Here is a 16,005-nt window from a genome sequence, read left to right as displayed (position 1 = left end):
TTCTTTTAATCAATTGCTAAACGATCAACTAACGGAATTTGAAATGTTTTATTATATTTAAAAAAAATGAAAATTTTGCTTTACAAATAGCCATTTTCTTTATATAATAAATCTTGTGCTTATGAATAGATTAAGCTTATGGCCCGTTGGTCAAGCGGTTAAGACACCGCCCTTTCACGGCGGTATCACGGGTTCGATTCCCGTACGGGTCATTTTTTTGAAAGATTCTTTGATGAAAATTCAAAGAATCTTTTTTTGTTTATTCTATAGAATAAAGATGATTTAGTTGTTGAGAAGTATCTAATTTTGCTGTAGTTAGATCAATAAAATAGTGACAATGTTGACTCTTAAGTGCTTGTAGACTAGTCAGAGATTACTAGGTTGGACAAACTTGAATTGTCAGTTTATAGCAGTTTGATAAATATTTTCCTTCAAAAGAACATTTTTTATTCTCTATGCATGTAATTACGAGAAAGTCTGTAGTATCTTTATAAGTAAACAGTTGATTTTTTTCAAATAGCACTAAATAATCCAACTTTTTTAGTGTTTTTCTTTCAATATGAAAATGAATAGAATGTTGAGTTAAATTAAAAATCCTACCTGAATACTCAGAATTCCGGATTTATTCACATAAGTTTTTAATAATGATTCTATTTGATTCATAAATATTTTTATTTCAATTATTTATTGTTAGATAAAAAAATGAAAACGGGAAGACTCTCTTACACCTTGTTATAGTTACATAGTAGCTGAAAAGCTTGTTCTAATCAAGAATAGTGCTAATCTATGTCAATAAATATATGTTTATCATAAATTTGTAAAAAAATGGTTTTTTATTACTTCCAAAAAAGCATCAGAAAAAAAAAAAGGAATAAACCAATTTTAAGTGAAAATATGCTATTATTATTTTCAGTTGAAAGGGGAATGAAAGATGAAATTAAAATATTTAACAGCAGTAACTCTTGTCTCAATGGGGCTAGTAGCAGGTTGTAGCACTACAACTAAGGATACTGCAAGTACAACAAGTAGTACACAGGTCGAAAAAGGAGTAAGTAGTGAAAAGGAAGAGAAAAAAGAGGGGCATGATGATCACCTTGACTATGGTAATCAAAGTGACTGGACTTTTGAGTCTGGCGATTCACAATCACCAATTGATATTGTAACGAATAAGGCTGAGGCAATGAAAGATGCAGGTACTCTTGATTTGAACTATAAGGATCAAGTAATTGATGAAGTCGATAATGGACATAGCATTCAAGTAAATGATACGGGTGAAGCGGTAATTAATGGTCGCAATTATGAATTAAACCAATTTCATTTCCACGCAGAGAGTGAACATACTTTAAATGGTGAACATTTCCCGATTGAAGCGCATTTTGTTAATAAAGCACAAGATGGACGCTTAGCTGTAATTGGAGTGTTTTTCAAAGAAGGTAAAGCTAATGTTGGCTTTGATAGTGTTTTGAAAAATATTAAAAAAGGTGAAAAAACTGAAGTTGCAGGAACAATTCAAGTTGCTGACATGCTTCCAACAAATAAAACATATTATCATTACTTAGGTTCATTAACAACACCACCACTTTCTGAGAATGTTGAGTGGTATATGATGGAAACTCCTGTTGAAGTTTCTAAAGAACAGATTGAAGAATTCAACAAATACTATGATGCTAATAATCGTGAAGTTCAACCATTGAATGAGCGAGTTATCTTAAAACATACAGAAGGTTAGTAAGTTGAGTTATTAAAAAGGGCTATGTGTTCTTTATTTAACGGCTTAATTAATAGTGAATCAATAAAAAAGATAGACACTCCAATTTCCATCAGAGAGTGTCTATCTTTTTTATTGATATTCCCGTGTAAATTCTGTTGTTTGACTACCGTCAATTTTTTCAATAATTAGGTGATCGTTATCTGTAAGACGAGCGCTGAAAGTACGGTAATTAGTATCGCCAAAAATTAAAGCATTATCAGTTTTAGCATAGCGAACTAACCAGCCAAATGGAGCACCATCAAATTTAAAGCCAGAAGAATCACCAATAATCGTTTGACTACCATCTAATGATTTCCACGTTCCTTGGTAAGTTAAATCAATAGTAATAGGATCTTGTTGAGAAGCAGCAGCTTCTTCAGGTGTTAATTCTATTGGAATTTCAGAAGATGTTATAGTTGAGTTATTCTTAGTATCTATGTCAGCGACTACAGATTGAGTCGTTACGTTTTCATTAGTTACAGGATTAGTAATGATAGTAGATTCTTTTATTTTAGTTTGAGAGATAGTGTTTGCTGAAACTACTGGTAATGCTTTGTCAGTATTATTTTGATAAATTGTTAAGAGAAAAATTGCTGTTAATATAGTAGCTAAAATAACTTTTTGCTTTTTCATGAGTAAAACACTCCTTTAATTTGTTTCTATATTACGATTATAACAGTTAAGATTACTTTATCAAGTCTTTTTTTACATTTATATTACAGAAAGTTTTTTTTTATTAGATTTAAGAATGAATATCCATTTTTAAAGAGTTTTCTATTTTTTTATTGTTACATGAATGAAATATTTAGATTCTTTTCAACTATTTATATGAATAAAAGTTTGTTAGCCTTAAAATAATGTTGTTTTTTTTAATTAAATTAGTATATTTAATAGTATAGATTAAAAAGGAGTGAGAGAATGACAGGGGAAATGAAAGAAAGTAAGAGTAATTTAATGATATTTACTTTGTTTTTGGGGTATATCATGATTTATGTAGATAAGTTAAGTATTGGTGTAGCCTTAGTTCCTATTGCAAAAGAATTTGATTTAACAACATCTCAAACTGGTCTGGTAATGAGTGCTTTTTTTCTAGGGTATACATTCATGCAAATACCAATGGGGTTGTTAAATAATAAGATTGGTTCACGAAAGATATTGGTTTCTTCTATTGTATTTATTGCAATCTTCATGACATTGTTTGGTTTTGGGATGTCATTGTTTTATTTTATGGCAATTCGTTTTATGGCTGGGGCAATTGCTCATTCAGGTTATCCAGCTTCTGCTAGTAAGGAAATTTCATTAAATTTACCTTTAGAGAAACGAACGTTTGCTCAAGGTATTTTGTTAGCTTCTTCGGGGATTGCTGGAGTTATTGGGCCACTGTTAGTTTCACCATTAATTGAAAATACAGGCTGGCGTTTTGCGTACTATATTATGGCAGGGTTTTCCTTAGCGATTGCTTTGTTTTTAGTTTTATTTTTACCAAAGGAGCATGCTAAAACTTCAGAGACTACAGTAGTAGTGAAAACAAAAATGCCTGTTAATATGGTTTGGAAAGATTCTCGTGTTTGGATTTTAACTATTTGTGCATTTTTTATCAATTCATTAGTTTATGGCTTTACAAGTTGGTTGCCAACTTTCTTTACGTCTGCAAGAGGATTGAGTTTAACGGAAGCGGGAACAATTAGTTCAGCAAGTGGTGTTTTTGCTTTAGTTGGTGCGTTAGGTGGAAGTTACGTAGTTGGAAAATATTTTGCTGGAAAAGAAAAACAAATTATTGCGCTGTTCTCTTTAATTGGTGGTATAGCAATGATTGGTGTATATATGTTAGAATCTGTAGGATTACTTATTTTACTTTTAGGTGTTGCTAATTTTGCTATGTTAGTAGCTTTTGTTACATTAATGAGTATGCCTTTGAAATTATTTGTTGGCGAGCGTTTTTCACCAAGTTATGCGACAATTGGAACAGGTGGTGTTTTAGGTGGCGTATTTGCCCCTATCGCTATTGGTGAGCTTGTTCGTTTTGCTGGTGGAAGTTTTTATACAGCATTTTTATTCTTTTTAGTTATGGGAGTAGCATCTGGAGTTGTGATTTTATTTTTAAAAATAAAAAAATAGATGAATTAAAGGAGCGATTTAAATGACAGAACATGTAACGGTACCGGTAGAAGATATGGTGAAGTGGAGAAGGCATTTACATGAAAATCCTGAGTTGTCTTTTCATGAAGTTGAAACAGCAAGATATATTTACGATCTTTTAAGCACGTTTCCTAATTTAGAGCTATCAACACCGATTGAGAATAGTGTTGTAGCTATTTTGAAAGGAGCGAAGCCAGGGAAGACAGTGGCGTTGAGAGCTGATATTGATGCATTGCCAATTACAGAAGAAGCAGATGTTGCCTTTCCATCTAAGAATCCGGGTGTAATGCATGCTTGTGGTCATGATACTCATACAGCTATGTTACTGGGTGCTTGTAAGGTTTTAACGGGTATGCAGGAGCAGATTGCTGGAACTGTGAAATTCATTTTTCAACCAGCGGAAGAAGTACCACCTGGTGGAGCGAAGTTTTTAGTCGAAGCCGGAGTAATGGAAGACGTTGATTTGGTTTTTGGAATTCATATTTTTCCAATGATTCCTGTTGGAGTAGTTGGCGTGCGTTCAGGATCATTGACTGCGGCATCTGATATATTTGAATTGACGATTCAAGGTGTCGGTTCTCATGGATCAACGCCAGAATTAGCGGTAGATCCGATTTTAATTGGGGCTGAAATTGTGACAAATCTAAATCACATTGTATCAAGAAATATTGCAGCTTTGGATAGTGCAGTTATTTCAATTGGTGAATTTACAAGTGGCGGCAGTGCGAATGTCATTCCAGATACGGCAAGAATCCAAGGAACTGTTCGGACGAATGATCCTAAGACACGTTTGTATATTAAGCAACGTATCGAGGAGATGATTGACCATATTACCAAGATGTATGGAGCAACCTATGAACTGAATTATCTATTAGGCTACAGTGCTGTGATTAATGATGAGGCAGCAACTGAGATGGTCCGTGAGGCTGCAATGAAGGTGGTTGGTGAAGCGGCGATTATGACTCCACCGAGAATGATGGGTGGCGAAGATTTTTCAGCTTATACAGATGTTGTACCAGGATCGTTCTTTGTTGTTGGTGGTGGTACGGTAGAAGAGGGATGTGGTTATATGAATCACCATCCTAAGTTTAAAATTAATGAAGGTTCGTTAGCGATTGGTGCCAAAATGGAAGTGCAACTAATTAAAGATTTATTAATGAAGTAGTATTCATTTAATTTTGTAATAGAAAGAAAAAATTCTTATTTTTATATAGAGTTTTTTCTTTTTTTTGGTATAGCATAATTAAGTTAAATAAGTTATTATTTTAATAGAGTTGCTTTTTACTAAGGAAATTCAAGTTAAAAAAAGGAGTTGATTCTTTGGATAGTGAACGAAAAAAATTTTTTTTAGAAGAGCTAGAACAACTGAGAAAAGGTCAGTATCTTGATGAAAACTCAATTGATGAAGTCAAAAATGCTTATCGATATTATTTAATGGATTGTGATGAGGAGCTTAAGTTAAAGGCTGCTGCACCCAAAAATGAATTGAGTGATTTTGAGAAGAATCAACAGAAAGAACTAGAGCGACGTGAGTTTATCAATAGTTTAGTTGGAAAATCTAAAAACTCCAATCGGGAACCAAGAAAAGATGAGGTAGAACCAATTCTAGCAAAAGAAACACCGGTTCCATCTATTTTAAAGAAACCAGCGGTGAGAACTTCTGTGGAACGACGGGAGCATAATCTTTCATTAATTCTTACGTTAGGTGTTGTGCTGTTATTATTAGGTGGATTAGTATTGGCAACAACCAGTTGGTTTATATTAGGCTCATTCATGAAAGTTACGTTGATTTTATCTATCTCAGGATTGTTTGGAGGAATGGGATTTGTTGCCCATAAATTAAAAATTAAACAAACAAGTTTTGCATTTGTTTCGTTAGCTTTTCTATTTTTACCAATTACCGTTATTAGTGGAGCGTATTATCAATTATTTGGTTCCTATCTTTCTTTAACTGGAGATGGACGAAATGTATTGGGATTTCTTGTTTGTAGTAGTTTTACTTTGTTATATTATTGGGTAGCGAAAGTCTATCAGTCAAAAATTTTCAGATGGTTATCGTTAGGATTATTTTATTTAACACAGGTATTTCTGGCGATAATGCTTACAGGAACATCTCAAATGGCTATTGCAGTTCTAGGTTTTTTAATAATGGGGCTGATAGTTAGTAACAGTTATTTTAAAGGGAAAACAGTGATACGATTTTTTGAAAATGAATGGAGTAATTATCAAGTTTTAGTTATTATTTGCAGTAGTTTTTGGTTGTTGGCTAGCTTTAATGTAAGTATTAGTTCCATAGTAGCTTATTTCGTATTTAGCATACTTTGGTTTATTTGTGGGATTCAACGGATAAGATTCGGATTAGTTTTTCAGATAATAGGAAATGTGTTGATGTATCTTGGAATTGTATCTATTCTGTTTTTAAATGCGACTATTTCAGATAGTTTTTTGGTTTTGCTAGCAAGTATGTTGGTTGTAGCATTTAGCTGGTTAACGAAGTTAAAACTATTAGAAAAGATTCCGGATCTTTTTATTCGTCGACAAATGATTTTTTCTTATTTAGTTAACTTATTCGTGCTACTAGTGATAGGGAGTTGGATTTTGTTAACTAGCCAAGGAGTAACTATTGGTAGCCCTGTGGAGCGGATTTCATTGGGGATAGCACTCTTTGTTCTGTTATCGGGAATGTACCAGATGTTTCTTTTTAAAAAGAATATTTTAACTTTTAGTCTTTTGATTTTAATGAGTTATTTAGTCAGTGGATCAATGTTTAGCTTGATGGAATTTCCACGACAAACGATTGCTTATCTGATGTGTATTGTTAGTCTCTTAGGATATAGTCTTGTCTTCGTTATCAAAAGATTACAGCCTAATTGGTTAACTTTAGGTATTACAAGTTGGATTGTTTTTCAACTTGCAAGTAATACAATTTTTATGAAGATGTCAGCTTTTGAACAAAGTTTCTGGTTAGGAATGATTTGGTTGCTCTTTTTAATGACAAAACTACGCATTCAGCTCATTCCTCAAAAGGTGATGGCTTGGTGTGTGTCAGTGGGGTTAGGAATTGTTTGTGGACCAGTATTGTTTCTTTATCAAGAGCAGGCCTGGGCTTATGTTGCAGTAAGTTTGGTTATTTTACTATTTAGCATGATGATGAATTTGGTCAAACAAAAAGATTTAGTGAAGACGAGCCAATTGGTAGCGAGTGGTTTCTATCTAATGAGTGGTTTAGTTCTTTTAAATCAAGTTGTAGCACAAACAGCTAATTGGTTTGGACTTTTCGTTCTTGGATATGGTGTTTATTTTTGTTATCTATTAAGAGATCAGATTCAACTTAAATTTAGAAGTTTAGGTGGCCTTTTATTTGCTACATTAACTTTTGTTTATCCACTTTATCTAATTGATGCTTCAAGTTTTGTTCAAATTATCTATTTAGAGGTGCTAGCTAGTGTATTCTTTTTTGCTAGTTATTTAATGAAAAAAGAAGTAGAAGTAATTTATTATTTAAAACGGTATAGTCGTTGTATGTCTCACTTTTTATTTGTTATTAGCCTTGTAATTGCTTTATATGTCGGGGATTTATTAGCAAATCCAGTAGTCTTTTGTTTGCCGATGTTTATTTACGGAATATCAATTAAACTGACTGGGAAATTGCGCAACAAACAGGGATATTTAGGACTATTGCTAGTTTTATGTTATTTCTTTTTCATTAGTCTAAGTCAGGTATTTGAGTTAGTTTGGCTTACTAGTGGGCTTATCATTTGGTTCTTGGCGGCTGGATTAGTGGTTAGTTATTGGAAATTTAAAAAAGGACAAAAAATTATTGAACCAATTGGGTTTATAATGAGCTGTATTGCATTAGTTGTAAATATTCCTTTGAGTTATAGTGCCATTGAGTGGTTACAAGTCATGATGAGTCTAGTTGCATGGGTGATAATCACGATTTATCTAAAAGCGTATTTAAAAGGAAATGTGGATAATTTACTGTGGATTGGAATTTTTTGTCTGGTTGCATGGGAACTACAAACTTTATTCTTTTACGGATACTTTGGTATTTTATTACTGATTATTGTAGTTAGAAGTATGATTAGTTATGTAAAACGCCAGCCGTTGTTAGTTATTCAACCACTGAAGATTGATACTTCGCTGATTTTAACCGGTGTTGGTTATTTATTTTTAAGACTGTTAGTGGCTAATGAAAGTCAGCCTTATTTTGAAGCAGGTTTGATTCTGTATTTGCTGTTATATCTAGTAGCATTTTTCAAATTTGAAACAGGGGAAAAGGAAAAATCTTTCTTACAGACGATTTTTTATGTAAGTTTAGCAGATTTAGCTTATTGGTGTGTAGGTAATTGGCAAGAAATGTTGTATTCATCTGCTATCCTATCTATAAAAGTAACGATTGCGCTTCTTTTAGTCAGTATTTTATTACGTAAAGTATGGCAGGTAATCGACAAGTATCTGTTTGTTGAGTTTGGGGTAGTGGCATTTGGTTTAGTGATTTTAATGATAGAAGCTTTAGTTACAGGAGGGTTAGTTCAGCAATTGACGTTTTCGATTATAGCCTTGATGTATGTAATTGGAGGGTTTATGTTCAAATATAAATCTTACTTCATTAGCGGCAGTGTTGGAATACTACTGAGCTTAGCGTATAATCAACGACGATTTTGGAGTACTATTCCTTGGTGGATGTATCTGATTTTGGGTGGAATGCTGTTAATTATTGTTGCTAGTAGTGCAGAATGGCGAAATCGTAGAAAAGAACAAGGGGCTCCGACATTAATCAAAAAATTAGTGAGCTATTTTGTAAACTGGAATTAGTAGACTGAATGAAATGTTTTAAGATAAAAGCCTATCAGAGTACAAATCTGGTAGGTTTTTTTTGGATTTTAAATTAAAAATAAAAATTCTTAAAATAATGGTTGCGAATTTACAAATTCTATATTATACTAATGAAGTTGTTGAAAAAAATCACTAAAAAAGAAGCAACTAAAATTATTTTTTTAGTGTTGACAGACTTTCTTAAAACCTGTTATAATAGCTTTCGTTGAGTAATTTATTTTAACGAACTTTTCATTTTTATGGAGGGGTAGCGAAGTGGCTAAACGCGGCGGACTGTAAATCCGCTCCTTCGGGTTCGGCAGTTCGAATCTGCCCCCCTCCACCATTATTGGGCTATCGCCAAGCGGTAAGGCAACAGACTTTGACTCTGTTATGCGTTGGTTCGAATCCAGCTAGCCCAGTTGCTTTAAATTTTTAATTTGAAGTATGTAGTAATGAGAACTTGTCCTCTATGTAATAGTGTGGCACTTTGAAACACATTATAATAGAAATAAGTCTTTTTTTATCTAAAGAATGTATATTGTCTGGTGGCGATAGCAAGAAGGATACACCTGTTCCCATGCCGAACACAGCAGTTAAGCTTCTTAGCGCCGAGAGTAGTTGGGGGTTTCCCCCTGCGAGAGTAGGACGTTGCCCGTCTTTTACATTTTTTAGAGTCATTAGCTCAGTTGGTAGAGCATCTGACTTTTAATCAGAGGGTCGTAGGTTCGAATCCTACATGACTCATACTAAGTGTTTACGATATCGTTATCGTAGGCACTTTTTTTGTTGCCAAAATATATAGGAAGAAAGTTGATTTAATCAACTTAATGGTATTCTCAATAGATATCTTTAGGAATTTATAATATCTGGATGGTATACTAAACAACTGAGGCACCTTTTGTGACAGAGGTGATATGTAGTGAAGTTTACATAAAAAAGTAAATTATTATTAGAAATTGAGGTTTTTTGATGCAGAAAAAAATGAAACAAAAACGATTCCTTTTTCAACTAGCTAGTTTGCTACTACCATTACTTATTTTGATTCCGGTTTTTGTAAGCATGGGAGTGGCGCCCTTTGGAAAATCCAATTTATTAGTGAGTGATCTTGGAACACAGTATGTTCCCTTTTTTTCTTATTTTAAAGAAATGGTGCTTGGTAATGGTAGTCCGTTGTATTCATTCTCAAGTGGCATGGGAGATGATTTTCTGCCATTAGCCGCCTATTATTTGATGAGCCCCTTTAATCTGATTTTTTTAGTAACGCCTAAAATCTATTTGGCTACAGCGGTGACACTTGTGATTATGCTGAAGATTTGTTTTATTTCATGGAGCTTAGTTTTTTATCTAAGCCGAACCTATCAAAAAGTAGAAGTAGCTCAATTGTTTTTTGCATTAGGTTATGCATTTTGTGGATTTGTAGGTATTTATCTTTATAATATTATGTGGTTAGATGCCCTGATATGGTTGCCGATTGTTGCGCTAAGTATTCAATATCTAGTGGATAGAAATAAAAAACTGTTTTATTGTTTTAGTTTATTTGCAGTGATTGTCAGCAATTATTATTTAGGTTACATGACGTGTTTGTTTGCGTTAAGCTATTTTATTTATTGGACAATGAGACAGACTGAATTTAAAAATCTGAAAGACTATTTTCAACAAACAATGAAAAAATGGTTGAGCTTTATTACGTACTCGATTATTGGTGCAGGCTTAACTAGTTTTATTTTAATTCCCGCTTTATTGGGAATGCTTCAAACAGGTAAATCTGCTGTTGATTGGAAAATTTTCTTACCATTTCCTACATTTGGACTTGATTTTTTCTTACAATTAGGAATTGAAAATACTGATTTTACTAGTCGTTTAGACCATTTACCGACAATTTTTATTGGTAGCTTGTTTTTATTACTGGCTGTTAGTTATTTCTTTATTGGATCAATTTCAAAGAAAGAAAAGTGGTTGAGTTTTTCAATGTTAGCTGTGCTGTTTCTAAGTTTTTGGTTGCAGAGTTTTAATACGGTGTGGCATATGTTCCAGTTAACTGCTGGTTTTCCTTATCGTAATGCCTATATGTTCAGCTTTTTCTTAATTTTATTAGGTTATTCTAGCTGGCAGAAACGTTCTGAGCTATCGGAAAGACTCATTCTAAAAATAAGTGGAACCTTGATTGGTTTACTGGCAATTGGTTATGTATATAGTTGGTTAATTGTACCTTGGCTTATAAAAAATAGTAAGCTAAGCCAATTTATACAGTCTCAATCAGCTATTCCGTTACAGCCTTATTTATTCTGGGTTTCTGCTGGGGCAATTATTTTAACTTCTATATTATTAATCTGGGGTAAATCTTCTAAAATGATTATGTTGTTATTATTTGCTACGGTTACGTTAGAGATTGGTTATAATTTTCACCAAATGTTAGCTGATACGCCATTAGCAGATAATACGCGTTTCCAAGTAGATATGAAAAATTACACACAGTTGTTAAATGAAATGGATGAAAAAGATCAGGGACTTTATAGAATTAAAAATACAATCAAGGGTGTAGATAATGGATATAATGAAAGTTTTCTTTACAATTATCATAGTATCCCATATTATAGTTCTACCTTAAATGAAGATTTACGAGATAGTTTATGGAAACTAGGACTATTCAGTAAGAATGAACGTCGAATTAGTGATGTTGGTCAAACGCCGTTTTTGGATTATTTGTTTAATACTCGTTACGTTTTAGGAAGTTATCAAGCTAAAGGAACAGAGTTAGCAATTGCTAAAAGTGAGTTTGGTCAGATTCTGCCTCTTCATCCAGAAATGGAGACGAGTATTGGGTATATGGTTCCATCAGAATTTAGTGAAATAAAATTAAAAGAGGAGCGACCTTTTGATAATCAGAATAGATTAGTTGGAAGTATTATTGGTTCTCAAAAGAAGTTATTCCAGTCTACGGATGTTACGCAAAGTGTTGCAACTAATGCTTATATGGTTACAGTTAAAACAACTGGTCCGACGTACCTGTATTTACCTAAGATAAAGTTTCAAACAATTCGTCTGTACGTTGATGGAAAAGAAATTAGTCCACAAGTCGCGGTGACAAATCAAGCGTTAATTAATCTTGGTGAGTTTAGTGCCGGAAAACAATTTTATCTTGAAATAAAAAGTCAACGAGAGGTTATCGTTGAATCAGAAAATATTCAAACACTGGATGATACAGTCTATCGTGAAGTGACGAATAGACTGCAACAGACTCGTTTAGCGGTATCTAGTTGGAGTGAAAGCAATATTCAAGGTGAGGTTCAAGTTGAAAAAAATCAAGATGTGTTATTTGTTTCGATTCCTCATGATACGAAGTGGAAGGCTGAAGTTGATGGAAAACCAGTTGCTCTGAAAAAAGTTTTAGGTGATTTTATAGGAGTTCCACTGGATAAAGGTACACATACGATTTCATTAACTTATTATCCTGAAGGTTTTAAAATTGGAACGTGGGTAAGCTATATATGTGTTTTTTGGTTAATTGGTCTAGTTAGTTATAATGGATGGAAGAAGAATAAACGGAAAAAATAAGTTTATTTTGAATAAATGTAGAAGCAAATGAGGGATTCAATTGTTTAACCTTATTTGAAAACACAATTTTCAATAGGTATCGTAGGGAGTTGTGGTATAATAAAGTGCAAGTGGCACGAAGAACATGTTGGAGGTGCACGTATGTCTTTTGATTGGACACAAATATTTACGTGGCGTAATTTTTTAAATATAGTTGATATTATCGTTGTTTGGTTCTTTGTTTATAAGTTAATTACTCTGCTTAAAGGAACTAAGGGAATTCAATTATTAAAAGGAATCGCTGTAATTATAGTGATTAAAATGATTAGCTTCTTTTTGAAATTGGAAACTGTAGATTGGATTATGGACCAAGTTATTTCTTGGGGAGTAATTGCTGCAATTATTGTTTTTCAACCGGAAGTTCGTCGTGGTTTAGAGCATTTAGGAAGAGGAGCTGTTTTTGGCCGAAGTAAGCGTCAAGTCGATCCTACTAAGCGTTTGATTCAAGCATTAGATAAATCAGTTCAATACATGGCTAAACGTCGTATTGGTGCTTTGATTTCGATTGAAATGGAAACGGGATTAGATGAATACATTGAAACGGGAATTCCATTAGATGCTGATATTTCTGGGGAATTATTAATTAATATATTCATTCCAAATACACCTTTGCATGATGGCGCTGTAATTATTAAGGATTATAAAATTGCTGCTGCTGCTGGGTATTTGCCCTTATCTGAAAGCTCTTTGATTCCTAAAGAATTAGGAACAAGACATAGAGCTGCCATCGGATTGAGTGAAGTGACGGATGCGTTAACGATTGTTGTATCAGAGGAAACTGGTGGAATTAGTATGACGCGTAATAGCGAATTAATTCGTGATGTTACTCAAGAGGAATTTGTTAATTATTTAGTGAAAGAGATTGTTGTGAAGGATGAAGAGATAAAGAAAAATCCAATTCAAGTTTTCATTGATGGATTTACAAAAAAGGGGGACTCTAAATGATAGAGAAAATCTATAATAACCCTTGGTTTCTCCGAATTGTTGCTTTAGCATTTTCTTTATTATTATTTGGCTATGTGAATTTTGAAAAAAATGGTTTAGTCAATACGAATAATGCTGCTGGAAGTTTGAATCCTCGTGGCTCTGAAGTAATTTCCAATGTTCCGGTTTATGCAGATGTGGATCAAAATAAGTATTATATATCAGGGTTACCAGAAAAAGTGTCTGTTAAAATAGAAGGATTAAAAAGTATTATTAATCAGACGGTCACTTCACAGAATTTTAAAGTAGTAGCAAAAAATTTAAATAATTTAGGTGTTGGGGATCATACTGTTCAGCTAACACCAGAAGGCTTTAGTGACAAATTAGGAGTATCTATTACTCCAAGTGAAGCTAGAATCAAAATTGAAAATAAAAAAGTAAAAACATTTGATGTAAGTGTTGAATTTAATAAAGCTTTAGTTGCTCGTGGATATGAAGCTGGAACGCCTACTTTAGACTATAATACTGTTGAAATTTCAGGAGCAGAGTCGAATATAAATAAAATCGCCTCTGTAAAAGCGGTCGTTTCAGTGGAGAATGGTGTTAAAAAAGATATTAAATCAAAAGTGACGGTTCAAGTTGAAGATGCCGATGGAAATAATTTGGACGTTGTCGTCAATCCTAGTGAAGTGAACGTGACAATTCCTATTTTAGTGGCAAATAAAGATATTCCAATTTCTTTAAAACAGACAGGGACGCCTACAAATGGGAAAAGTTATCGATTAGGAATTAAGGGAAACCAAACAACTGTTAATATTGCTGGTGAAACGAAAGCTTTATCGGACTATAGTAGCTTTGCTGTAAATGTTGATGTGACGGGAATTACAGAAACGACTACAAAAGAAATTGCCTTGTCATTGCCAGATGGAATTACTTCGGTATCCCCTGAGACTATTATGGTTGTCATCACTGTAACTGATGAATCTAGTGGTGGAGGCAGTGGTGAAAATAATGGTAGTGGGGCTACATCTACCTCCAGCTCGTCAAGTAGTTCAAGTTCAAGTGGATCAAGCTCAAGTTCAAGTTCAAGTAGTTCTGTTGATAGCGGCAGTTCTTCTTCTAGTGAATCTACAGCAACTTCAAGTAGTGAGAGTAGTAACAATGATCAGGCGAATGCTGGAAATACAACAGATAGTGAATGATCGTTGATAAACGATCTACATGAATAACAAATAAAGGAGCAATTACAGATATGGGAAAATATTTTGGAACAGATGGAGTCAGAGGCGTTGCGAATTCAGAGTTAACACCGGAGTTAGCTTTTAAATTAGGTCGTTTTGGAGGATATGTGTTGATGCAACATGCTGATGGCGCGACTCACCCTCGTGTTTTAGTTGGTAGAGATACACGTATTTCTGGTCAAATGCTTGAATCAGCATTGGTAGCTGGTTTATTATCAGTTGGTATTGAAGTGATGCAACTTGGTGTAATTTCAACACCAGCAGTTGCTTATTTAACACGAGTTCAGGGTGCAGCTGCAGGCGTTATGATTTCTGCATCTCACAATCCAGCACCAGATAATGGAATTAAATTCTTTGGATCAGATGGGTTTAAATTATCAGATGAGCAAGAATTAGAAATTGAAGCTTTATTGGATAATGAAATAGATGAGTTACCACGTCCAAGTGCAGATGGTTTAGGAACAGTAGATGAATATTTAGAAGGTTCTTTAAAATATATTCAATTTTTACAAAAAACAATTCCAAGTGATTTAGCGGGTATTCAAGTTTGTTTAGATGGTGCAAACGGAGCTACTTCACCATTAATTAATCGTTTGTTTGCTGATTTAGAGACAGAATTTGATGTTATGGGTGCTTCTCCAAATGGAATTAATATTAATGATGGTGTTGGTTCGACACATCCAGAAAAATTAGCTGAATTTGTATTAGAAAAAGGTGCAGATGTTGGTTTAGCCTTTGATGGAGATGGCGACCGAATTATTGCGGTAGATGAATTAGGACAAATCGTTGATGGCGATAAAATTATGTATATTTGTGGAAAGTATTTGATGGAAAAAGGTCGTTTGAAGAAAGATACTATTGTGGCGACTGTTATGAGTAACTTAGGCTTCCATAAGGCGGTTGAAGCTGCTGGAATGACAGCTTTACAAACACAAGTTGGAGATCGCTATGTAGTTGAAGAAATGCGTAAAAATGGCTATAACTTTGGTGGTGAACAATCAGGTCATATGGTTTTCTTAGACTACAATACAACTGGCGACGGGATGCTTTCTGGAATTCAGTTAATTAATGTTATGAAACAAACTGGTAAAAAGCTATCTGAATTAGCAGCTGAAGTGTCAAATTATCCACAAAAACTTGTGAACATCCGTGTTAGTGATAAGGATGGTGCTATGAATGTACCTGCAATCAAAGCAGTAATTGAAGAAGTAGAAAAAGAAATGGATGGAGACGGACGTATTTTAGTTCGTGCTAGTGGAACAGAAGCTTTGCTACGTGTAATGGGAGAAGCTCCAACAGAAGATAAAGTCAATTATTATGTAGATAAAATCTCAGATGTTGTTCGACAAGAAATTGGTCTAGAAGGATAAAAATAATTTTTTATTTTAAAGAGTAAGGTTTTTCAAAACCTTACTCTTTTTTGTGTGTCCTCGCAATTTAAGTATCATCGAAATGTTGGGAAGTACTCGGAAATAGGTGTATACCAATTTTGGTTTTTGGAATTATTAATTGACAAATACAGATTTTGGTTATATG

Annotated in this window: 9 protein-coding genes, 4 tRNA genes and 1 rRNA gene; 13 read left to right on the top strand and 1 reads right to left on the bottom strand. The window is 33.7% G+C overall.

Annotated elements, in window-relative coordinates; translation table 11 throughout:
• Positions 1 to 140: 140 nt before the first annotated feature.
• Together BR43_RS07120 and BR43_RS07115 are read left to right on the top strand one after the other, a co-directional pair.
• Positions 141 to 212: transfer RNA gene (locus BR43_RS07120), tRNA-Glu, on the top strand.
• Between the two features lie 719 nt (positions 213 to 931).
• Positions 932 to 1,729 (top strand): carbonic anhydrase, encoded by a 798-nt coding sequence (locus tag BR43_RS07115; RefSeq protein ID WP_034560595.1) that lies wholly within the window; start codon positions 932 to 934, stop codon positions 1,727 to 1,729.
• A gap of 111 nt (positions 1,730 to 1,840) precedes the next feature.
• Here BR43_RS07115 and BR43_RS07110 read toward each other — a convergent pair whose 3' ends face one another.
• Positions 1,841 to 2,383 (bottom strand): hypothetical protein, encoded by a 543-nt coding sequence (locus BR43_RS07110; RefSeq protein ID WP_034560593.1) that lies wholly within the window; start codon positions 2,381 to 2,383, stop codon positions 1,841 to 1,843.
• Positions 2,384 to 2,668: 285 nt separating this feature from the next.
• On the opposite strand from BR43_RS07110, the gene BR43_RS07105 reads away from it, so the two are divergent.
• The 11 genes from BR43_RS07105 to glmM all read left to right on the top strand — a co-directional run bounded on the left by BR43_RS07105 (position 2,669) and on the right by glmM (position 15,839).
• The gene (locus BR43_RS07105; RefSeq protein ID WP_034560591.1) at positions 2,669 to 3,868 is read left to right on the top strand and encodes an MFS transporter; all 1,200 of its coding nucleotides are present in this window, start codon (positions 2,669 to 2,671) and stop codon (positions 3,866 to 3,868) included.
• 22 nt (positions 3,869 to 3,890) lie between these two features.
• Complete coding sequence (locus BR43_RS07100) at positions 3,891 to 5,054, top strand: amidohydrolase (protein ID WP_034560589.1); 1,164 nt, start codon at positions 3,891 to 3,893, stop codon at positions 5,052 to 5,054.
• A 155-nt stretch (positions 5,055 to 5,209) separates the two neighbouring features.
• Positions 5,210 to 8,707 (top strand): hypothetical protein, encoded by a 3,498-nt coding sequence (locus BR43_RS07095; protein ID WP_034560587.1) that lies wholly within the window; start codon positions 5,210 to 5,212, stop codon positions 8,705 to 8,707.
• A gap of 262 nt (positions 8,708 to 8,969) precedes the next feature.
• Positions 8,970 to 9,053, top strand: a tRNA-Tyr gene (locus tag BR43_RS07090).
• Between the two features lie 4 nt (positions 9,054 to 9,057).
• Positions 9,058 to 9,129 (top strand) — tRNA-Gln (locus BR43_RS07085).
• 122 nt (positions 9,130 to 9,251) lie between these two features.
• Positions 9,252 to 9,367: ribosomal RNA gene (gene rrf / locus BR43_RS07080) — 5S ribosomal RNA — on the top strand.
• A 14-nt stretch (positions 9,368 to 9,381) separates the two neighbouring features.
• Positions 9,382 to 9,454, top strand: a tRNA-Lys gene (locus BR43_RS07075).
• Between the two features lie 225 nt (positions 9,455 to 9,679).
• Positions 9,680 to 12,265 (top strand): YfhO family protein, encoded by a 2,586-nt coding sequence (locus tag BR43_RS07070; protein ID WP_034560585.1) that lies wholly within the window; start codon positions 9,680 to 9,682, stop codon positions 12,263 to 12,265.
• A 141-nt stretch (positions 12,266 to 12,406) separates the two neighbouring features.
• On the top strand, positions 12,407 to 13,249 hold the full coding sequence (gene cdaA, locus BR43_RS07065; protein ID WP_034560583.1) for a diadenylate cyclase CdaA: 843 nt from the start codon (positions 12,407 to 12,409) through the stop codon (positions 13,247 to 13,249).
• Entirely contained in the window at positions 13,246 to 14,430 is a 1,185-nt protein-coding gene (locus tag BR43_RS07060; protein WP_051933857.1) for a CdaR family protein, read from the top strand. Before cdaA ends, BR43_RS07060 begins: the two co-directional genes overlap by 4 nt.
• 50 nt (positions 14,431 to 14,480) lie before the next feature.
• Positions 14,481 to 15,839 carry a phosphoglucosamine mutase gene (gene glmM, locus BR43_RS07055; protein ID WP_034560581.1) on the top strand — a complete coding sequence of 453 codons (1,359 nt, stop codon included), beginning with the start codon at positions 14,481 to 14,483 and terminating at the stop codon, positions 15,837 to 15,839.
• The last annotated feature ends 166 nt before the right edge of the window (positions 15,840 to 16,005 follow it).

The sequence above is a fragment of the Carnobacterium gallinarum DSM 4847 genome (assembly GCF_000744375.1).
Lineage (GTDB): Bacteria > Bacillota > Bacilli > Lactobacillales > Carnobacteriaceae > Carnobacterium > Carnobacterium gallinarum.
This window is presented reverse-complemented; position numbering and strand designations above follow the sequence as displayed.